Origin of the sequence: Xanthobacter aminoxidans, from assembly GCF_043193615.1 — a bacterium.
Classification (GTDB): Bacteria; Pseudomonadota; Alphaproteobacteria; order Rhizobiales; family Xanthobacteraceae; genus Xanthobacter; species Xanthobacter aminoxidans.
This window is the reverse complement of sequence record NZ_JBAFUS010000001.1, coordinates 150,046-169,021: the sequence shown is the minus strand read 5'-3', so window position 1 is coordinate 169,021 and position 18,976 is coordinate 150,046. Positions and strand designations below refer to the sequence as shown.

The 18,976-nt window shown below is 67.9% G+C and carries 17 protein-coding genes; 15 read left to right on the top strand and 2 right to left on the bottom strand.

Annotated features, from left to right (window positions below; all coding sequences use genetic code 11):
* Positions 1-128: 128 nt before the first annotated feature.
* A complete protein-coding gene (locus tag V5F74_RS00775; protein WP_394005699.1) occupies positions 129-1,169 on the bottom strand; it encodes an HpcH/HpaI aldolase/citrate lyase family protein in 1,041 nt (346 codons plus the stop codon).
* Positions 1,170-1,312: 143 nt separating this feature from the next.
* Here V5F74_RS00775 and V5F74_RS00770 point away from each other — a divergent pair, with 143 nt between their 5' ends.
* Together V5F74_RS00770 and V5F74_RS00765 are read left to right on the top strand one after the other, a co-directional pair.
* Positions 1,313-2,128 carry a gamma-glutamylcyclotransferase family protein gene (locus tag V5F74_RS00770; RefSeq protein WP_394005697.1) on the top strand — a complete coding sequence of 272 codons (816 nt, stop codon included), beginning with the start codon at positions 1,313-1,315 and terminating at the stop codon, positions 2,126-2,128.
* A gap of 95 nt (positions 2,129-2,223) precedes the next feature.
* A complete protein-coding gene (locus V5F74_RS00765) occupies positions 2,224-3,180 on the top strand; it encodes an AEC family transporter (RefSeq protein ID WP_024279210.1) in 957 nt (318 codons plus the stop codon).
* Between the two features lie 31 nt (positions 3,181-3,211).
* On the opposite strand, the gene V5F74_RS00760 is transcribed toward V5F74_RS00765, so the two are convergent.
* Complete coding sequence (locus V5F74_RS00760; RefSeq protein WP_394005694.1) at positions 3,212-4,390, bottom strand: UbiH/UbiF family hydroxylase; 1,179 nt, start codon at positions 4,388-4,390, stop codon at positions 3,212-3,214.
* A 172-nt stretch (positions 4,391-4,562) separates the two neighbouring features.
* On the opposite strand from V5F74_RS00760, the gene V5F74_RS00755 reads away from it, so the two are divergent.
* The 13 genes from V5F74_RS00755 to V5F74_RS00695 all read left to right on the top strand — a co-directional run bounded on the left by V5F74_RS00755 (position 4,563) and on the right by V5F74_RS00695 (position 18,970).
* Positions 4,563-5,318: a TerC family protein gene (locus tag V5F74_RS00755; RefSeq protein WP_250165986.1), complete on the top strand. Its 756-nt coding sequence runs from the start codon at positions 4,563-4,565 to the stop codon at positions 5,316-5,318.
* Positions 5,315-6,070, top strand: a complete 756-nt coding sequence (locus V5F74_RS00750) for an SDR family oxidoreductase (protein WP_029558367.1) — start codon at positions 5,315-5,317, stop codon at positions 6,068-6,070. Before V5F74_RS00755 ends, V5F74_RS00750 begins: the two co-directional genes overlap by 4 nt.
* 68 nt (positions 6,071-6,138) lie before the next feature.
* Positions 6,139-7,113, top strand: coding sequence for a quinone oxidoreductase family protein (locus V5F74_RS00745; RefSeq protein ID WP_029558368.1), 975 nt, complete (start codon positions 6,139-6,141; stop codon positions 7,111-7,113).
* A 187-nt stretch (positions 7,114-7,300) separates the two neighbouring features.
* Positions 7,301-9,511 carry a RelA/SpoT family protein gene (locus V5F74_RS00740; protein ID WP_024279205.1) on the top strand — a complete coding sequence of 737 codons (2,211 nt, stop codon included), beginning with the start codon at positions 7,301-7,303 and terminating at the stop codon, positions 9,509-9,511.
* A gap of 26 nt (positions 9,512-9,537) precedes the next feature.
* Positions 9,538-10,308, top strand: coding sequence for a pyridoxine 5'-phosphate synthase (locus V5F74_RS00735; RefSeq protein ID WP_029558369.1), 771 nt, complete (start codon positions 9,538-9,540; stop codon positions 10,306-10,308).
* Positions 10,305-10,712, top strand: coding sequence for a holo-ACP synthase (gene acpS, locus V5F74_RS00730; protein WP_374251190.1), 408 nt, complete (start codon positions 10,305-10,307; stop codon positions 10,710-10,712). Before V5F74_RS00735 ends, acpS begins: the two co-directional genes overlap by 4 nt.
* Before the next feature lie 157 nt (positions 10,713-10,869).
* A complete protein-coding gene (gene lepB / locus V5F74_RS00725) occupies positions 10,870-11,622 on the top strand; it encodes a signal peptidase I (RefSeq protein ID WP_029558371.1) in 753 nt (250 codons plus the stop codon).
* Positions 11,592-12,329 (top strand): ribonuclease III, encoded by a 738-nt coding sequence (rnc, locus tag V5F74_RS00720; RefSeq protein WP_051460874.1) that lies wholly within the window; start codon positions 11,592-11,594, stop codon positions 12,327-12,329. The genes lepB and rnc overlap by 31 nt, the downstream gene beginning before the upstream one ends.
* Positions 12,329-13,468, top strand: coding sequence for a GTPase Era (gene era / locus V5F74_RS00715; RefSeq protein ID WP_394005690.1), 1,140 nt, complete (start codon positions 12,329-12,331; stop codon positions 13,466-13,468). Before rnc ends, era begins: the two co-directional genes overlap by 1 nt.
* A gap of 122 nt (positions 13,469-13,590) precedes the next feature.
* A complete protein-coding gene (locus V5F74_RS00710) occupies positions 13,591-14,169 on the top strand; it encodes a flavodoxin family protein (protein WP_029558373.1) in 579 nt (192 codons plus the stop codon).
* Positions 14,170-14,273: 104 nt separating this feature from the next.
* Complete coding sequence (gene glmU, locus V5F74_RS00705) at positions 14,274-15,623, top strand: bifunctional UDP-N-acetylglucosamine diphosphorylase/glucosamine-1-phosphate N-acetyltransferase GlmU (RefSeq protein ID WP_394005687.1); 1,350 nt, start codon at positions 14,274-14,276, stop codon at positions 15,621-15,623.
* Between the two features lie 191 nt (positions 15,624-15,814).
* Entirely contained in the window at positions 15,815-17,638 is a 1,824-nt protein-coding gene (gene glmS, locus V5F74_RS00700) for a glutamine--fructose-6-phosphate transaminase (isomerizing) (protein ID WP_029558375.1), read from the top strand.
* Positions 17,639-17,791: 153 nt separating this feature from the next.
* Positions 17,792-18,970: a GGDEF domain-containing protein gene (locus V5F74_RS00695; protein ID WP_051679226.1), complete on the top strand. Its 1,179-nt coding sequence runs from the start codon at positions 17,792-17,794 to the stop codon at positions 18,968-18,970.
* Positions 18,971-18,976 lie beyond the last annotated feature (6 nt).

Sequence of the window (18,976 nt, the reverse complement as noted above, 5' to 3'; positions counted from 1 at the left end):
TGCGGGCTTTGCGCGCGCTTTGTCCTGGCTGGCCATATCCCGCCTCTTCCTGACTTTTTCCGCTCCGCCCGACACCGGGTGGAAGAGCCGCGGCGACCTTCGCCGCGGCCGTTGGTTAATCAATTCTCTCACAATCCGTAGGCTTTGCCCATTTCCGGGTCCTTGGCTGCGACAATGCGGGCAAGGTCGACGATCACCTTGGCCTGCTTCCAGGTGGCGTCGTCCTGCATCTTGCCGTCGATCATCACCGCGCCCGCGCCGTCCGGCATGGCTTCGAGAATCTTGAGCGCGAACGCCACCTCGCCCGGATCCGGCGAGAAGACGCGCTTGGCGATCTCGATCTGCGTGGGGTGCAGCGACCAGGCGCCGACGCAGCCCTGGAGGAAGGCATTGCGGAACTGGCTCTCGCACGCGGCGAGGTCCGCGAAGTCGCCGAACGGGCCGTAGAAGGGCTTGATGCCGTTGGCGGCGCAGGCGTCCACCATCTTGCCGACGGTGTAATGCCAAAGGTCCTGCTGGTAGCCGATGCGCGGCTTGTCGCCGTCCGGGTCGGCCAGCACCTTGTAGTCCGGGTGGCCGCCGCCGACGCGGGTGGTCTTCATGGCGCGCGAGGCGGCAAGGTCGGCCGGGCCGAGGCTCATGCCGTGCATGCGCGGGGAGGCGGCGGCGATCTCCTCCACATTCTTCACGCCCTCGGCGGTCTCAAGAATGGCGTGGATGAGGATGGGCTTGTGGATGGAATGGCGTGCCTCGAGCTGGGCGAGGAGCTGGTCGAGGTAGTGGATGTCCCACGCGCCCTCGACCTTGGGCAGCATGATGACGTCCAGCTTGTTGCCGATCTCGCTGACGATCTCGATGATGTCGTCCAGCACCCACGGGCTGTTGAGGCAGTTGATGCGGGTCCACAGGCCAGTGGAGCCAAAATCGGTGGCCTTGGCCATCTCGATGAAGCCCTTGCGAGCGGCTTCCTTGGCATCGGAGGGAATCGCGTCCTCCAGATTGCCGAGAACCACGTCCACCTGCTTGGCAATATCCGGCACCTTGGCGCGCATCTTCTCCAGGTGCGGCGGCACGAAATGGATCATGCGCTCCAGCCGCACCGGCAGCTCGCGATATGGTGCGGGCGCGCCGATGGCGAGCGGCTTGAAGAATTGGCGCGGCAGCTTCATGAGTCCCCCCGTGTGGATGCAGGCAAGGGGGCATATAACCCCCCGCAGAACCTGTTGATTGCAATGCAGCATAGGTGGCCGGCCTGCGCAACACGACTTCAGGGCGACCGGGCTGGCGCCCGTCGGGCAGGGGGAATCGAGGCATGACAATTACGCGGCGCGGTGTGCTCGGCGGTCTCGCCGGGCTGGCGGCTTCTTCCACCCTGCCGGCGACGGCAAAGGACTTCTGGGGCCAGCGCCTCGCCAATGCCCCGCGCGAGTTCCTGTTCGGTTACGGCTCCCTCATCAGCGGACCGTCCCGGACCGCGACGTCCGGCCGCCCCGTGCCGGCCATCGCCGCCCGAATCGCCGGCAGCTTCGGCTATGTGCGCTCGTGGGCATCGCGCTTCACCCCGCGGGAAGGCACGGCGGGGTTCACCGCCCTCGGCATCCGTCCGCGGATGCCGGGCGAGGAGCCGGGCAGCATCAACGGCGTCATCTTCCCGGTGAAGGACGAAGCCGAGCTTGCGTCCTTCGACGCCCGCGAGGGCGGCTATGACCGGGTGGAGCTGGACCAGGCCCATGTGGAGGCCATCGACTGGGAAGGCCTGCCGCGCGTCGGCAAGATCTGGGTCTATGTGCCCAAGGAATCCGCCGGCAAGGGGCCCGATGACCTCCAGCGGCCGGACGTGAACTTCCCGCTGCTCCAGTCCTATATCGACGTGGTGATGCAGGGCTCCCTCGACGAAGGGCCGGACTTCGCCCGCGAACTCATCGAGACCACGCTCGACTGGAGCCCCTTCTGGCTCGACGACCGCCCCATCGCCCGCCGCGCCTGGGCCGACACGCCCCGCTCGGGTGCCATCGATCGCCTGCTTGCGACGGTGGAGCCGGCGGCGAGCCAGTTCCGCAACCGGCTCTATCCGGAGCTTTATGCGGTGCGGCATCTGATGGGCAAGGCAGCGACGCCGCCGCGCTGATCGGCGCGCCCGCGCTTTCCATCCTTCGCAGGGATTTGTAGGAAGGGGGTACCCGCTGCCTCCTTTCTCCGCCTTCCGGCCAGCCTCCGGCGATCATGAGCGACCTCTTCGGCCTCGCCTTTCCGTTCTTCGGCCTGATTCTCCTCGGCTATTTCTGTGGCCGCAGGGTGAAGCTGCCGGAGGCGGGGCTCGCCTGGCTCTCCTTCTTCATCATCTATGTGGCGCTGCCGGCGCTGTTCTATCGCATCGTGGCGCAGACGCCGTTCCACGAGCTGGCGAATCCGGCCTTCATCCTCGCCGTGCTGGCCTCCACCGCCACCATGTCCCTGCTGGCGCTGGGCGTCGGCCTGTGGTTTCGCAAGGGGAATATCGGCGAGGCGGCCATCGCGCTCACGGCCGGCGCCTACGCGAATGTGGGCTACATGGGGCCGGGCCTGACGCTCGCCGCCTTCGGGCAGGCCGCCGCCAGCCCCGCAGCGCTTATCTTCGCCACCGACAGCATGTTCTTCTTCACCGTCGTGCCGCTGCTGATGGCGACGCGGGGGCGGGGGGAGAGCCTCGGCCACACCTTCGTGCTCATCGCCAAAAGGGTGCTGACCCACCCCTTCAACATCGCCACCCTGCTGGGCGTGCTGGCGGCGGCGTTCGAGTTCAAGGAGCCGGACGCCCTCTCGCGGATGCTGGACTATCTGAAGAACGCGGCCGCCCCCTGCGCCCTGTTCACTCTTGGCGTGACCGTGGCGCTGCGGCCGCTGAAGCGGGTGCCGGTGGAACTCGCGCCGCTCCTGAGCCTGAAGCTGTTCGTCCACCCGTTCGTGGCGCTGGTCTCGCTCTCGGTGTTCGGGCCGTTCTCACCGGTGTGGGAGCAGACGCTGCTGCTCATGGCCGCGCTGCCGCCGGCGCTGAACGTGTTCGTGCTGGCGCGGCAATACCATGTGTTCGTGGAGGAGGCGTCGACCGCCGTTCTCCTTGGCACCCTGTCGTCGGTCGTGACGGTGACGCTGATGCTCTATCTGCTGCGCGAGCACCTCATCCCGCTCAGCCTGTTCTGAGCCTCACGCAGCCAGCTTTACGCGGCCAGCCTTACGCAGCCTTGTCGCCGATGCCGAGGCGCATCAGCCTCCGCCGCAGCGGGCCGACGCGATCGAGCAGGTACAGGCCGAAGCCGCGCACGCTCTGCACCGGCACGAGATCGGACAGCAGCGAACGGTTGAGGAGATCGACGGCCGTCATGCGGCCGCTGATGTCGCGCTGGCGCTTGTCCGCATAGCGGGCGAGCACCTCGCGGCTGCCGGGATCGCGCCCCGTCGCCACCGCGTCCGCCGCGAGAGCGACCAGTGCCGCCGCATCCCTGAGGCCGAGATTGAGCCCCTGCGCGCCGATGGGCGGCATGATGTGGGCGGCTTCGCTCAAGAGCGCGATGCGGTCGCCGACCAGGCTTTCCGCCGTCTCCGCCGCCAGCGGGAAGGCGCCGCGGCCGCCTTCCATCTCGAACCGGCCGAGCACGGAGGAAGCGCGCGCCTCGAGCTCCCGTGCCAGGGCTTCATCGCTGAGGCCGAGCAGGCGGATGGCCTCACGCTCGGTGACCACGCAGACGATGGAGGAGCGGTCGCCCGTCAGCGGCACCAGGGTGAAGGGGCCGCTCTCGGTGTGGAATTCCGTGGAGGTGTCCTCGTGGGGCCGCGTGTGCTGCACGGTGGCGGTGAAGGCCACCTGCGGATAGGCGCGATTGCGCATCTTGATGCCGGCGGCGGCACGTACCGTGGATTGCCGCCCGTCTGCTCCGGCGACGAGGCGCGCGGAAAGGCGGGTGCCATCCGCAAGGTTCAGTGTCACGGCGTCGGGGCTAAAGTCGATGCGCTCCACGGAGGTGCGGGCGATGTGGAGGTTCGGCATCTCCATCGCCGCGGCGAGGAGGCCGTTGCGCAGGGCGTCGTTCTCGATGTTGTAGCCGAAGGCGTCGAGGCCGATCTCGGCCGAGCGGAAGGTCACTTCCGGGGCGCGCACCAGCCGGCGCGTGGCATCCGCGATGCGCATGTCGCGCAGCGGCGCGGCACGGGGCGCGATCTGCGACCACACGCCGAACTCCTCCAGAATGCGCACCGAGCCTTCCAGCAGTGCCGTGGTGCGGTGATCCGCGCCGCGATCGGGGCCGGTGACGAGCGCGGTCGAGACGCCACGCGCGGCGAGGCCGATGGCGGTGGCAAGCCCGGCGGGACCCGCGCCGACGACGACCACCTCGTGCATCACGTCGTGTTCCATCGCTGCCTCCTCATGGTCGGATCACGGGACACTAGAGCCGAGTCTGCCGCGGCGAAAGCTGCGGAGATGCCGCGGATACGTGCGGGTGGAAGCCCCGGACCAGTGCAGGTGCACTTGCGGTCCCGCCGCGTTGCGATCAGCCTTCGCGAATCTGGGGCAGGGGAGTGCGCCGATGTTGGACTGGATCACGTCGCCGGAAGCCTGGGCGGCGCTGGTAACGCTGACGGCGATGGAGATCGTGCTCGGCATCGACAATGTCGTGTTCATCTCGCTGGTGGTGCAGCGCCTTCCGCCGGCAGAGGCGCTGCGGGCGCGGCAGATCGGTCTTTCCGCGGCGCTGCTGCTGCGCATCGGGCTGCTGTTCGCCCTCTCCTGGCTGATCGGGCTCAGGCAGTCGCTTTTCACGGCATTCGGCCACGAATTTTCCTGGCGCGACATCATCCTCATCGGCGGCGGCGCCTTCCTGATCGCCAAGGCGACGTCCGAGATGCACGGCGCCCTCGAAGGCGAGGACGAACCGAGCGAGGAGGCCATCGCCGGAGCGGCCAAGCGGGCGTTCGCCGGGATCGTCGTGCAGGTGATCCTGCTCGATCTCGTCTTCTCGGTGGATTCCATCCTCACCGCCATCGGCATGGCGGAGCATCTCGCCATCATGGTGCTGGCCGTCATCATCGCGGTCGGCATCATGTTCGTGGCCTCCGGGCCGCTCTCCGCCTTCATCGCCACCCACCCCACCACGAAGATGCTGGCGCTCGCCTTCCTCGTGCTGATCGGCGTGACGCTGGTGGCCGACGGCTTCGGCGCCCACATCTCCAAGGGCTACATCTATGCGGCCATGGCCTTCTCGGTGATGGTGGAGGTGCTGAACGTCGCCGCCGCCGGCAGGCGCAAGAGGCGGATCGTGCTGCACAGGGGAGGCGAGCAATGAACGCGGACAAGGTTCTGCTGGTCACGGGCGGCAGCCGGGGCATCGGTGCGGCCTGCGTGCGGCGTGCGGCGGAAGCCGGCTACGGGCGCATCGCCATCAACTACACCCGTGACGCGGCGGCGGCGGACGATGTGGCCGCCGAGGCGCGGGCGCTCGGGGCGCAGGTGCTGGTCGTCAAGGGCGACATGGCCCGGCCGAAGGACATCACGCGTCTCTATGAGGAGGTGGACGCCAATCTCGGTGCCGTCACCGACCTCGTGAACAACGCCGGCATCACCGGCCGCGCCGGTCCCTTCGCCGATGCCGACCCGGCCGAGATGGCCCGCGTCATCGATCTCAACGTCACCGGCGCGATCCTCGTGGCGCAGCAGGCCGTGCGCCGCATGTCCACCGCGCGGGGCGGCAAGGGCGGCGCCATCGTCAACATCTCCTCCATGGCGGCGACGCTGGGCTCGGCGGGGGAATATGTCTGGTACGCCGCCAGCAAGGGGGCCATCGACAGCTTCACCCTGGGTCTCGGACGCGAGGTGGCGCGCGAGGGCATCCGGGTGAATGCGATCGCCCCGGGCCTCATCGCTACCGACATCCACGACACGAGCGGCGTCGTCGGGCGGCTGGAGCGACTCGCGCCCTCCATCCCCATCGGCCGGCCCGGCACGGCCGAGGAGGTGGCCGAGGCGGTGCTGTTCCTGCTGTCGGAGGCCGCGAGCTATACCACGGGCGCGGTGCTCAAGATCTCGGGAGGCCGCTGACGCCGCTTGCAGCCGACCCGGCCCGCCCTATGATCCGGGCCATCTCGGGAGGATAGGGGTTGGTGGTCATGGTCCATGCGGTTCAGGTGCATCAGACGGGCGGTCCCGAGGTGCTCACCTATGAAGAGGTGGTGGTTCCCCCGCCCGGGCCCGGTCAGGTGCAGGTGCGCCACACCGCCATCGGCCTCAACTTCATAGACGTCTATTTCCGCACCGGCCTCTACAAGGCCGCGACGATGCCCTTCATTCCCGGCAATGAGGGTGCTGGCGTCGTGGAGGCGGTCGGTCCCGACGTGACCGACTTCCACCCTGGCGACCGCGTGGCCTATGCCATGACCATCGGCGCCTATGCCGAGGTGCGGAACGTCCCCGCCGCCACGCTCGTCCACCTGCCCGCCGCCATCGATGACCGCACCGCAGCGGCCATGATGCTCAAGGGCATGACGGCGCAGTATCTCGTGCGCCGTACCCACCACATCAAGCCGGGCGACGTGATCCTCGTGCAGGCCGCCGCCGGCGGCGTCGGCCTCATCCTGTGCCAGTGGGCGAAGCATCTGGGCGCCACCGTGATCGGCACCGTGGGTTCCAAGGACAAGGCCGAGCTTGCCCTCGCCAACGGCTGCGACGAGGCGATTCTCTACCGGGACGAGGATTTCGTTCACCGGGTGAAGGAGATCACCTCCGGCAAGCTGTGCGACGTGGTCTATGACGGCGTCGGTCAGGCGACCTATCCCGCCTCCCTCGACTGCCTGAAGCCGCTCGGCCTGTTCGTGAGCTTCGGCAACGCCTCTGGCGCCATCAAGAACTTCGACCTGCTGCACCTGTCGGCCAAGGGCTCGCTGTTCGCCACCCGCCCGACGCTCGCCACCTTCGTCGCCAAGCGCGCCGATCTCATCGCCACCGCCAACGATTTGTTCGAGGCGGTGCTGACCGGGGCGGTGAAGATCCCGATCCACCAGACCTACGCGCTGAAGGACGCGCAGAAGGCGCACCGCGACCTCGAAGGCCGCAACACCACCGGGGCGACGCTGCTTCTGCCGTGAGACTGGCGCCTCCCTCTTCCGTATGGGGAGAGGGGGCGAGGCGGATCAAGGCATGCGCGACATTCCCACACCCATGCAGTGACAATGACTTGCGTATCCCGCCCCTCCGCATGATATCTACGGTTCAACAAGGATGGGGCGGGCGCGCTGAGCCTGCTCCGCCGTGCTGCGACGGATCGTTCCGGCCATGATGCGCCAATACGAACTCGTCGAGCGCGTTCGACGGTATAATCCCAACACCGACGAGGCGCTGCTCGACCGCGCCTATGTCTACGCCATGAGGGCGCACGGCAGTCAGCTGCGTGCGTCCGGCGATCCCTATTTCTCCCACCCGCTCGAAGTCGCGGCGATCCTCACCGATCTCAAGCTGGACGATGCCACCATCGTCTCGGCCCTGCTGCACGACACCATCGAGGACACCAGCGCCACCAAGGCGGAGATCGAGCGGCTGTTCGGCCACCAGATCGCGACGCTGGTGGAGGGGCTGACCAAGATCAAGAAGCTCGACCTCGTCTCCAAGCAGGCGAAGCAGGCCGAAAATCTCAGGAAGCTGCTGCTCGCCATTGCCGACGACGTGCGGGTGCTCCTCGTCAAGCTCGCCGACCGCCTCCACAACATGCGCACCCTGAAATGGGTGCCGCCGGAGAAGCGGGACCGGGTGGCGCAGGAGACGCTGGACATCTACGCGCCGCTTGCCGCCCGCATGGGCATGCAGGACATGCGCGAGGAGCTGGAGGATCTCGCCTTCCGCCAGCTTTCCCCGGAGGCCTATGAGAGCATCACCACCCGCGTCTCCGAGCTAAGGCAGTTCAACGGCCCTGTGGTGCAGGAGATCGAGCGGGAGCTGAAGGACGAACTTGAGCGGCGCGGCATCGTCGCCGAGGTCAAGGGGCGGGAGAAGCGGCCCTTTTCCATCTGGGGCAAGATGGAGCGCAAGGCCATCGGCTTCGAGCAATTGTCGGACCTGTACGGCTTCCGCGTGCTCGTCTCCTCGGTGGAGGACTGCTACCGGGCGCTGGGCGTCGTCCACACCAAGTGGGCCATCGTGCCGGGCCGCTTCAAGGACTACATCTCCACCCCCAAGCCCAACGACTACCGCTCCCTGCACACGACCGTGGTCGGCCCGCGCCGCCAGCGCGTCGAGATGCAGATCCGCACCAAGGACATGGAAGAGATCGCCGAATACGGCATCGCCGCCCATGCCCTCTACAAGGACGCCTCGGGCGCGCCGGGGGAGATGCTCTCCCACGAGAGCCGCGCCTATGCCTGGCTGCGCAAGACCATCGAGAACCTGTCGCAGGGGCTCTCGCCCGAGGAATTCCTGGAGCACACCAAGCTCGAGCTGTTCCACGATCAGGTGTTCTGCTTCACCCCCAAGGGGCGACTCATCGCTTTGCCGCGCAAGGCGACGCCCATCGATTTCGCCTATGCCGTGCATACCGACGTGGGCAATACCGCCGTGGGTTGCAAGATCAACGGCACCATCGCGCCGCTGGTGTCGGAGCTGAAGAACGGCGACGAGGTGGAGATCATCACCTCCAAGGCGCAGACGCCGCCGGGCGCGTGGGAGACCATCGCCGTCACCGGCAAGGCCCGCGCCGCCGTGCGCCGCGCCACCCGTGCCGCCGTGCGTGCGCAATATGCCGGCCTCGGCCGCAAGATCACCGAACGCGCCTTCACCCGCGTCGGCAAACCCTTTACCGAGGATGGGGTGGCCAAGGCCACGCCCCGGCTCGCCCGCGCATCGGCGGAGGATGTGTTCGCCGCCATCGGCCGGGGCGAGATCAAGACCGACGACGTGATCCGCGCCGTCTATCCCGACTGGGTGCCGCCCCGCCCCGAGGAGCGGGCGGAGCGCGCCGCCAGCGGCGAAGGCTGGTTCGAGCTGAAGCGCGGCCACAACCTCAAGTTCAAGATTCCCGAGGGCGCCACGTCGGAACGGCTCGACGCCATTCCCATCCGCGGCATCAACGGCGACCTGCCCGTGCGTTTCGCGCCGGATGGCGGCGCCGTGCCGGGGGACCGCATCGTCGGCATTCTCACGCCGGGTGAGGGCATCACCATCTATCCCATCCAGTCGGCTTCGCTGCAGGGGTTCGAGGATGCGCCCGAGCGCTGGCTGGACGTGCGGTGGGATGTGGACGAGCTGTCCGACGGGCGCTTCCCCGCCCGCATCATCGTCACCGCCCGCAACGAACCCGGCTCGCTGGCGCAGATCGCCGGTGCCATCGGCGACCGGGGCGGCAATATCGACGGGCTGCAGATGCATGCCCGCTCGGCGGATTTCCACGAGATGGTGATCGACGTGGAGGTGTTCGACCTCAGGCACCTCAATGCCATCATCGCCGATCTCAAGGCCCGCGAGGTGGTCTCGCAGGTGGAGCGCGTGAACGGCTGAGGCCGGCGCGGACGGGAGCAAGCGAAATGGCGGTGCTGAAGCCGGTGCGGCTCGGGGTGAACGTCGACCACGTGGCGACCGTGCGCAACGCGCGGGGCGGCCTGCTGCCGGATCCGGTGCGCGCCGCCCGTCTCGCCGCCACGGCGGGCGCCGATGGAATCACCGCCCATCTGCGCGAGGACCGGCGCCATATCCGCGATGCCGACATGACGCGGCTGAAGGCCGAGATCGACCTGCCGCTCAATTTCGAGATGGCCGCCACCGAGGAGATGGTGGGCATCGCCGTCTCCGTCCGCCCCAATGCCTGCTGCCTCGTGCCCGAGCGGCGGGAGGAGCGCACCACCGAGGGCGGGCTCGATGCGGCGGGGCTTGCGACCGAACTCGGCCCGCGCATCGCCCGGCTGAAGGCGGCGGGCATCCGCGTCTCGCTCTTCATCGCGGCTGAGGAGAGGCAGATCGCCGCGGCGGCCGCGCTCGGCGCCGATATCGTGGAACTGCACACGGGGGGATGGTGCGACGCGGTTGCGGAAGGCCGCACGGCCGAGGCGGAAGCCGAGTTCGCGCGCCTCAAGGCCGGGGCGCGGCAAGCCAATGCGCTGGGGCTGGAAGTCCATGCCGGCCACGGGCTCGACTATGCGACGGCTGAGCGCATCGCGGCCTTTCCCGAGATCGTGGAACTGAACATCGGCCATTTCCTGATCGGCGAGGCCATCTTCGTCGGGCTGGAGGCGGCGATCCGCACCATGCGGGCGGCCATCGCCGCCGGGCGGGCGGCCGCAACCGGCGAGGCGGCATGATCCTCGGCATCGGCTCCGACTTCTCGGATGCGCGCCGCATCGCCAGATCCATCGAGCGGTTCGGCGATCGGTTCCTGAACCGCGTCTTCACGCCCGTGGAGCGGGCGAAGGCGGACCGGCGCAAGCTGAGGGCGGAGACCTACGCCAAGCGCTTCGCGGCCAAGGAGGCCTGCGCGAAGGCGCTCGGTACCGGCCTGAGCCAAGGCGTGTTCTGGCGCGACATGGGCGTCGTCAACCTGCCGTCCGGCCAGCCGACGCTGGTGCTGACGGGCGGGGCAGCGCGGCGGCTCGCGCAGATGGTGCCGCAAGGGTATGAGCCGCACATCCACCTCTCCCTCACCGACGAGGGTCCGCTGACGGCCGCCTATGTCATCATCTCGGCGGTGTCCCGCTCCGGCGCCTGACGCTGGAGGAGGTCGAGGGCGTGCGTTGCCGGGAGGCCGGGAAGCCTCTATAGGGGCGGTCTTGCCTGTCGAGACCGGCGCGCATCTGCCGGTATCTCCTCAGTTTCGGCGCAGTTTGTCGTACCCTGCGCCTCATTTGGGAAACCTTGGACACCCGATGACCGCGACCAGCGATTCCAAGAAGGACGGCGGCTTTCTCGAAACCGTCCGGGTGATTGTCCACGCGCTGCTGATCGCGCTGGTGATCCGGACCTTCCTCTTCCAGCCGTTCAACATCCCCTCCGGGTCGATGAAGGACACGCTGCTGATCGGCGACTATTTGTTTGTCTCCAAGTACAGCTACGGCTATTCCCACTTCTCGATTCCCTTCTCGCCGAACCTGTTCTCCGGCCGGATTTTCGGATCCGAGCCGACGCGCGGCGACGTGGTGGTGTTCAAGCTGCCCAAGGACAACGAGACCGACTACATCAAGCGCGTGGTCGGCATGCCCGGCGACAAGATTCAGATGATCAACGGCCTCCTGCACATCAACGGCGTGCCGGTGCAGCGCGAGCGCCTGTCGGACGTGAGCGAGGACGACGGCTCCGGCCGCAAGGTGCCGGTGAAGCGCTGGCGCGAGACGCTGCCGAACGGCGTCTCCTACGAGACGCTGGACCTGGTGGACAACGGCTTCTACGACAACACGCCCGTCTATGAGGTGCCGCTCGGGCACTTCTTTATGATGGGCGACAACCGGGACAATTCCGCCGACAGCCGCGTGCTGAGCCAGGTGGGCTATGTTCCGTTCGAGAATCTCATCGGCAAGGCGCAGCTGATCTTCTTCTCGATCGACGAGGGCGCTTCTGCGTGGCAGGTTTGGACATGGCCTTGGACGGTGCGATGGGATCGGCTGTTCACACGGGTGCATTGAACGGGGCGGGGCAGGATCTCGCCCATCTCGAGGAGCGGATCGGCTACCGCTTCCGCGATCGCTCGATGCTTGAGCTGGCCCTGTCCCACATCAGCGCCGTGAAGGGCGAGGCGCCGCGCCTGCGCTCCTACCAGCGGGTGGAATTCCTGGGCGACCACGTGCTCGGCTCGGTGGTGTCGCACATGCTCTATCTCGCCTTCCCGGAAGGCGAGGAGGGGGAATTGTCGCGCCGGCTCGCCGAGCTGGTGCGCGAGGAAGCCTGCGCGGAGGTCGCCGAGGACATGGACCTCGGCCCGTTCATCCGCCTCGGCCCCGGCGAAAGCCAGTCCGGCGCGCACAAGCGCCGCGCCATCCTCGCCGATGTGGCCGAGGGTGTTGTGGCGGCGGTGTTCCTCGACGGCGGGTATGAGGCGGCCCACGCGCTGGTGGAGCGGTTCTGGCGTCCGCGGCTCGAGGCCCCGCGCCGGCCGCTGCGCGATGCCAAGACCGTGCTGCAGGAATGGGCCCAGGCCCGTGGCCTGCCGCCGCCCGTCTATCGCGAGGTGATGCGCTCCGGCCCGGACCACGCGCCCCGTTTCACCGTGGCGGTGGACCTGCCCGGACTCGCTTCGGCGCAGGCGGATGGCGCCTCCAAGCAGAATGCACAGAAGGCGGCTGCCGCCGCTTTCCTCGTCCGTGAGGGCGTTTGGGAGAAGGACGAGGCCTGATGGCACCGAGGAAGAAGGCGGGCGCCGACACGGCCGCCCCGGATCAACACCCTGCCGTTGCGGAAGAGGAGGCCCTCGCCGCCGCCGCGCAGCAGGAGGAGGATGTCGCCGAAGACGATATCGTCGAGGATGAACTCTCGGATGATCTTCCGGAGGACGATCTTCCGGATGACGACGAGGACGACGATTTCGACGACGAGCTGGATCGCGCCGAGCGCGCTCCTCTTGCGCCGCTCCAAGGCCCGACTCGCTGCGGCTTCGTCGCTTTGCTCGGCGCGCCCAATGCCGGCAAGTCCACGCTGACCAATGCGCTGGTGGGCACCAAGGTGTCCATCGTCTCGCACAAGGTGCAGACCACGCGCTCCATCGTGCGCGGTATCGCGCTCGATGGAGCGGCGCAGGTGGTGCTGGTGGACACACCCGGCATCTTCGCGCCCAAGCGCCGGCTGGAGCGGGCGATGGTGTCGAGCGCCTGGACCCATGCCGCCGACGCCGACGTGATCGCGTTGCTGGTGGATGCCAACCGCGGCCTCGACGAGGATATCGAGGCGCTGCTCGGCCAGTTGAAGGACATCCGCAAGCCGCGCGCGCTGATCCTCAACAAGATCGACCTGATCCGCCGCGACAGCCTTCTGGCGCTCGCCGCCGCGATCACCGAGCGGGCACCGTTCGACCGGGTATTCATGGTCTCCGCGCTCACCGGCGACGGCGTGAATGATGTCCGCCGCTGGTTCGCCGAGACGGTGCCGGAAGGCCCCTGGCTCTATCCCGAAGATCAGGTTTCGGATGCGCCCATGCGCATGCTCGCGGCCGAGATCACCCGCGAGAAGATGTTCCTGCGCCTGCACGACGAACTGCCTTACCGCTCCACGGTGGAAACCGAGAGCTGGAAGGAATTGCGCAACGGCTCCGTGCGCATCGAGCAGACGATCTTCGTGGAGCGGGAGAGCCAGCGGAAGATCGTGCTCGGAAAGGGCGGCAACACCATCAAGACCATCTCGTCCGAATCCCGGAAGGAGATCTCCGAGATCATCGAGCAGCCCGTGCATCTCTTCCTGTTCGTGAAGGTGCGCGAGAGCTGGGCTGATGATCCCGAGCGCTATCGCGAGATGGGGCTGGAGTTCCCCAAAGGCGGCTGAACGTGCGGCTGAGCACGCCGTCGTGCGTTTGCGAAAGCGCAAGGCTGGATTGCGATCTTACGGCTGGATGTAGGCATTCGTGCACGGCATAACCGGTGGCGAACCCAACGGGGAGACGTGTCATGTCGAAGCCAGTCGTCGCGATCGTGTATCACTCGGGCTATGGCCACACCAAGGTGGTGGCTGAATCCGTGCTCGCCGGCATCAAGGAAGTCGATGCGGTCGAGGGCGTCCTCGTCTCCGTGGACGAAGTGGACGAGAAGTGGGACGTGCTGGACGGCGCCGCCGCCATCATCTTCGGCGCGCCGATCTACATGGGCAACGTCTCCGCCGCCTTCCAGGCGTTCGCCGAGAAGTCGTCCAAGCGCTGGTTCGAGATGAAGTGGAAGGACAAGCTGGCCGCCGGCTTCGTCAATTCCGGCGCGCAGAACGGCGACAAGCACCAGGGCATCCACGCGATGTTCGGCCTGTCGCAGCAGCACGGCATGGTCTGGGTGGGCCTCGGCCTCCATCCCGGCAACAACAATTCCAAGGGCTCGCTGGACGACCTGAACCGCCTCGGCGGCTTCGCCGGCGCCTATGCCCAGTCCAACATCGATGAAGGCCCGGACGTGGTGCCGCCCGCCACCGACCGCCGCACCGCCGCCCATCTCGGCCGCCGTGTCGCCGAGGCGACCGTGCGCTGGACCCGCGGCGCTTGAAAATCGCTATCTGCTGCGCGCCTGCGTCTCGCGTCTTCCCCGCTTCCGCTTGCTGCGGCGGCGGGGTAATGGGGGCGGAACGTTAGCGCCGCGGAGGAATCGCGATGAGTGACCGGAGCCTGCTCGTGGTGGTGCTCGCCGCCGGGGAGGGGACGCGCATGAAGTCGCGCCTCCCCAAGGTGCTCCACAAGGTCGCCGGCCGCACCATGCTCCACCATGTGCTGGCGGCGACCCGTGCCGCCGGCGCCACCCGCACCGCCGTGGTGGTCGGCCCCGGTCGCGAGGATGTGGCTGCCGAGGCGACGCGGATCGTGCCGGACGCGCAGGTGTTCGTGCAGACCGAGCGGCTCGGCACCGCCCACGCCGTGCTCGCCGCCCGCGCCGCGCTGGAACAGGGCGCCGACGACGTGCTCGTGCTCTATGCCGACACCCCGCTGGTGCGTCCCGAAACCCTCGCCCGCCTGCGCGCCCCGCTGGCCGAGGGCGCTGCCGTCGCCGCGCTCGGCTTCGAGCCGGAAGACCCCACCGGCTACGGCCGCCTCGTCACCTCCGGCGACGAACTCGTCGCCATCCGCGAGGAGAAGGACGCGACCGCCGCCGAGAAGGCGGTTCGCTTCTGCAATGCCGGGCTGATGGCGCTCTCGGGCAAGGATGCGCTCTCCATCCTCGACCGCATCGGCAACGCCAATTCCAAGGGCGAATATTATCTCACCGACGCCGTAGAGATCGCGCGCGCCGACGGGCGCGCCGCGGTCGCGGCGAAGGCGGATGTGGACGAGGTGGCCGGCGTCAACAGCCGCATCCAGCTCGCCGAGGCCGAGGCCATCCTGCAGAAGCGCCTGCGGCTCGCCGCCATGGCCGAGGGCGCCACGCTGATCGCGCCGGAGACGGTGTTCTTCTCCGCCGACACCGTGCTCGGCCGCGACGTGATCGTGGAGCCCAACGTGGTGTTTGGGCCGGGCGTGACCGTCGGTGACGATGTGGTGATCCACGCCTTCTGCCACCTCGAAGGCGCGCAGCTCGCGCCCGGCGTCTCCATCGGTCCCTATGCGCGGCTGCGGCCGGGCACGCGGCTGGATGAGGGCGTGCGCATCGGCAATTTCGTGGAGACCAAGGCCGCCCATATCGAGAGCGGCGCCAAGGTGAACCACCTGTCCTACGTCGGCGACGCCCATGTGGGCGCGGGCGCCAATCTCGGCGCCGGCACCATCACCTGCAACTATGACGGCTTCTCCAAGTATCGCACCGAGATTGGCGCGGGTGCCTTCATCGGCGTCAATTCGGCGCTGGTGGCTCCGGTGACGATCGGGGCGGGGGCCTATGTGGGCACCGGCGCCGTCATCACCTCGGATGTGCCGGAGGATGCCCTCGCCATCGCCCGCAGCCGGCAGGTGGTGAAGGAGGGCTGGGCGAGGGATTTCCGCGCTGCCCGGGCCGACGCGACGAAGAAGTAGCCTTCGCCTGACACCAACGGAAAGGCGATGTGATTCCGGCTCCGGCCCCGTGGGGGGTAGGACTTGCGGGTTAGGACTCGCGAGGTAGGACTTGCGGGTTAGGAACGGTCCATTCAGTTTTTGCAGTGCACCTTGGGCGCGACAATCAGCCGGGCCCAACCGGGGCGCCGCCAACATCGGAGCTAGATCGCATGTGCGGGATCGTCGGCATTCTGGGGAAGAGCGCCGTCGCGGACAAGGTGGTCGAATCCCTCCGGCGCCTGGAGTACCGCGGCTATGATTCCGCCGGCATCGCGACACTGGAGAACGGGCACCTCGAGATCTGCCGCGCCGAAGGCAAGCTGCGCAATCTCGAGACCAAGCTCGACAAGCACCCGCTCAAGGGCCACGCCGGCATCGGACACACCCGCTGGGCGACCCACGGCAAGCCCTCCGAGCGCAATGCCCATCCCCACGGCACCAAGCGCGTGGCGGTGGTCCACAACGGCATCATCGAGAATTTCCGTGAGTTGAAGGAAGAGCTGAAGGCCGCCGGCGTCACCTTCAGGAGCGACACGGACACCGAGGTCGTCGCCCAGCTGGTGGACCGCGAGCTGCTCTCCGGCAAGGAGCCGGTGGCGGCGGTGGCGGCCGTGCTGCCGCGCCTCAAGGGCGCCTTCGCCCTCGGTTTCCTGTTCGACGGCAAGACCGACCTGTTGATCGCCGCCCGCCGCGGTTCTCCCCTCGCCATCGGCTACGGCAATGGCGAGATGTTCCTCGGCTCGGACGCCATCGCTCTCGGCCCGTTCACCGATCGCATTGCCTATCTGGAAGAGGGCGACTGGGCGGTGCTGACCCGCGAGGGCGCGGAAATCCGCGACGAGACGGGGCGCATCGTGGAGCGCGCGGTGCAGAAGGTGCCGGCTGGCGCCCTGCTCGTGGACAAGGGCAACCATCGCCACTTCATGGCGAAGGAGATCTACGAGCAGCCCGAGGTCATCTCCCACACCTTCGGCCATTATCTCGATCTCGACACCGAGACCGTCTGCCTGCCCGAGCTGCCGTTCGACCCGAAGGAGGTGCAACACATCTCCATCACCGCCTGCGGCACCGCGCTCTATGCCGGCGCAGTGGCGGAATACTGGCTGGAGCGGTTCGGCCGCGTGCCGGTCTCCACCGACATCGCATCCGAGTTCCGCTACCGCGAGACGCCGCTGGCGCCGGGCGGCGTCACCATCGTCATTTCCCAGTCGGGCGAGACGGCGGACACGCTGGCCTCCCTGCGCTACGCCAAGGAGTGCGGGCAGAAGGTGGTGGCCGTGGTGAACGTGCCCACCTCCACCATCGCCCGCGAGGCGGACGTTGTGCTGCCCATTCTCGCCGGCCCTGAAATCGGCGTCGCCTCCACCAAGGCCTTCACCTGCCAGCTGGCGACGCTGGCCTGCCTGTCCGTCGCGTTCGGCCGCGCCAAGGGCGTGCTGTCGGCGGATGACGAGCACAAGCTGGTGCGCGCATTCATGGAAGTGCCGCGCCTCATGACGGAGGCGCTGAAGCTCTCGCCGGAGATCGAGGTGCTGGCCCGCACCCTCGCGAAGGCCCGGGACGTGCTCTATCTCGGCCGCGGGACGAACTATCCGCTGTCGCTGGAAGGGGCGCTGAAGCTCAAGGAAATCTCCTACATCCACGCCGAGGGCTATGCCGGCGGCGAGCTGAAGCACGGCCCCATCGCCCTCATCGACGAGAAGATGCCGGTGGTGGTGATCGCCCCCCACGACCGCATCTTCGACAAGACCGTCTCCAACATGGAGGAGGTGGCGGCGCGCGGCGGCAAGATCATCCTCGTCACCGACCCCAAGGGGGCCGAGGCGGCGCCGGTGAATGCGGTGCAGAAGCTGATCCTGCCCGAGATGCCGGCGACCGTGTGCCCGATGGTCTATTCCATCCCGGTCCAGCTGATCGCCTACCATACGGCGGTCATCATGGGCACGGACGTGGACCAGCCGCGCAACCTCGCCAAGTCCGTGACGGTGGAATAGGCCGTCACGGTGGAATAGTCGGCGACGGTGGCCTGGTCCGGCGCGGGTGGCACAATCCACCCGTGCCCCTTGAAATCTGTTGCGCCGATATCGATTCGGGTCCTTCATTTTCCGACACAACCAACGCTCGAGCCTGGGTGCGGACGCCGGTCAATGCCTGCTGCGACGTTCCCTATCTTCATGAATGCCGTGGTGGCGGCTCTGTTCGCCGCGAGCTATCTCGCGTTGGCGCTGCTTCATCGCGGCTACACGGCGCCGCTCTGGTTCGCCGCCAGCTTCGGCGCCATCGTCATCACGCCGCTGGCGATGCTGGCGCAGTCCTACACCGGCTGGATCGTCCTGTTCGCGCCGGTGATCTACCTCTCCTTCGCGACGTGCCTCATCCTGATGGTGCCGGGGCTGGCCGTGCTCTACCGCAAGCCCATCCCGTTGGGGCTGGTCGCTGTCCTTGGCGTCGTGACGGTGCTCAGCGCCGCGCTGGCGCTGCAACTGACCGTGAACATGTTCGTCCGGGTGGTCAGCTATCAGCTGCCGTTCGTGGTCGCGACGGCAGCAAGCTGCTGGGTGGTTCTGCGGGACAGCCCGCGCCGGCTGCGTGATCTCCTGCTCGCCGGCCTGTTCGCGCTGCTGTGCATGCACGTGCCGCTCAAGGCCGCGCTGGCCGTCAGCCTGCATACCGGGCCGCACCAGATCAACTACATGGACACGCCGTTCGCAGTGGTGGCCCAGGTCAGCACAGGCCTCCTGATGGTGGCGACGGGATTCCTGATTCTGGTGATCTCCGTGCTGGAACTGGTGCGGGAGACGCAGGAGGTGGCGGATACGGACGCCCTGTCCGGCCTCCTGAACCGCCGCGGGTTCGAGCAGCGCGCATCAGATCTGGTGCACAGGCAGGCCGGGGCGGCGCCATTCGCGCTGCTGCTCATCGATATCGACCACTTCAAGGCCATCAACGACACGTTCGGCCACGGCGTGGGCGACCAGACCATCCGCGGCTTCGGCGGCATGCTGCAGCACACGCTGCCGCAGTCGGCGCTCATCGGCCGGGTGGGGGGCGAGGAGTTCGCCATCCTGCTGGAGCGCGCCTCGCCCGAGATGGCGCGGCTGCAGGCGGAATCGGTGCGCCTCGCCATCATCGGCCATGAGGAGACGGACGTGCCGCCCTTCACCGTCAGCATCGGCGTCGCGCTGGCTTCGCGGGTCGAGCCGCTCCCGGCGACGTTCGAGCGGGCGGATGCCGCCCTCTACGAGGCGAAGCGGTCGGGCCGCAATCGGGTCTGCTGCGCGGAAGAGGAATTCCTGCCCGACAACGTGGTGCCCCTGCGTCGTTGAGGGACC

Excerpts from the sequence above, each read along its gene's own strand:
- V5F74_RS00775 (WP_394005699.1), bottom strand. The coding sequence starts at position 1,169 with ATGAAGCTGCCGCGCCAATTCTTCAAGCCGCTCGCCATCGGCGCGCCC.
- V5F74_RS00770 (WP_394005697.1), top strand. The coding sequence starts at position 1,313 with ATGACAATTACGCGGCGCGGTGTGCTCGGCGGTCTCGCCGGGCTGGCG.
- V5F74_RS00765 (WP_024279210.1), top strand. The coding sequence starts at position 2,224 with ATGAGCGACCTCTTCGGCCTCGCCTTTCCGTTCTTCGGCCTGATTCTC.
- V5F74_RS00760 (WP_394005694.1), bottom strand. The coding sequence starts at position 4,390 with ATGGAACACGACGTGATGCACGAGGTGGTCGTCGTCGGCGCGGGTCCC.
- V5F74_RS00755 (WP_250165986.1), top strand. The coding sequence starts at position 4,563 with ATGTTGGACTGGATCACGTCGCCGGAAGCCTGGGCGGCGCTGGTAACG.
- V5F74_RS00750 (WP_029558367.1), top strand. The coding sequence starts at position 5,315 with ATGAACGCGGACAAGGTTCTGCTGGTCACGGGCGGCAGCCGGGGCATC.
- V5F74_RS00745 (WP_029558368.1), top strand. The coding sequence starts at position 6,139 with ATGGTCCATGCGGTTCAGGTGCATCAGACGGGCGGTCCCGAGGTGCTC.
- V5F74_RS00740 (WP_024279205.1), top strand. The coding sequence starts at position 7,301 with ATGATGCGCCAATACGAACTCGTCGAGCGCGTTCGACGGTATAATCCC.
- V5F74_RS00735 (WP_029558369.1), top strand. The coding sequence starts at position 9,538 with ATGGCGGTGCTGAAGCCGGTGCGGCTCGGGGTGAACGTCGACCACGTG.
- acpS (WP_374251190.1), top strand. The coding sequence starts at position 10,305 with ATGATCCTCGGCATCGGCTCCGACTTCTCGGATGCGCGCCGCATCGCC.
- lepB (WP_029558371.1), top strand. The coding sequence starts at position 10,870 with ATGACCGCGACCAGCGATTCCAAGAAGGACGGCGGCTTTCTCGAAACC.
- rnc (WP_051460874.1), top strand. The coding sequence starts at position 11,592 with ATGGGATCGGCTGTTCACACGGGTGCATTGAACGGGGCGGGGCAGGAT.
- era (WP_394005690.1), top strand. The coding sequence starts at position 12,329 with ATGGCACCGAGGAAGAAGGCGGGCGCCGACACGGCCGCCCCGGATCAA.
- V5F74_RS00710 (WP_029558373.1), top strand. The coding sequence starts at position 13,591 with ATGTCGAAGCCAGTCGTCGCGATCGTGTATCACTCGGGCTATGGCCAC.
- glmU (WP_394005687.1), top strand. The coding sequence starts at position 14,274 with ATGAGTGACCGGAGCCTGCTCGTGGTGGTGCTCGCCGCCGGGGAGGGG.
- glmS (WP_029558375.1), top strand. The coding sequence starts at position 15,815 with ATGTGCGGGATCGTCGGCATTCTGGGGAAGAGCGCCGTCGCGGACAAG.
- V5F74_RS00695 (WP_051679226.1), top strand. The coding sequence starts at position 17,792 with ATGCCTGCTGCGACGTTCCCTATCTTCATGAATGCCGTGGTGGCGGCT.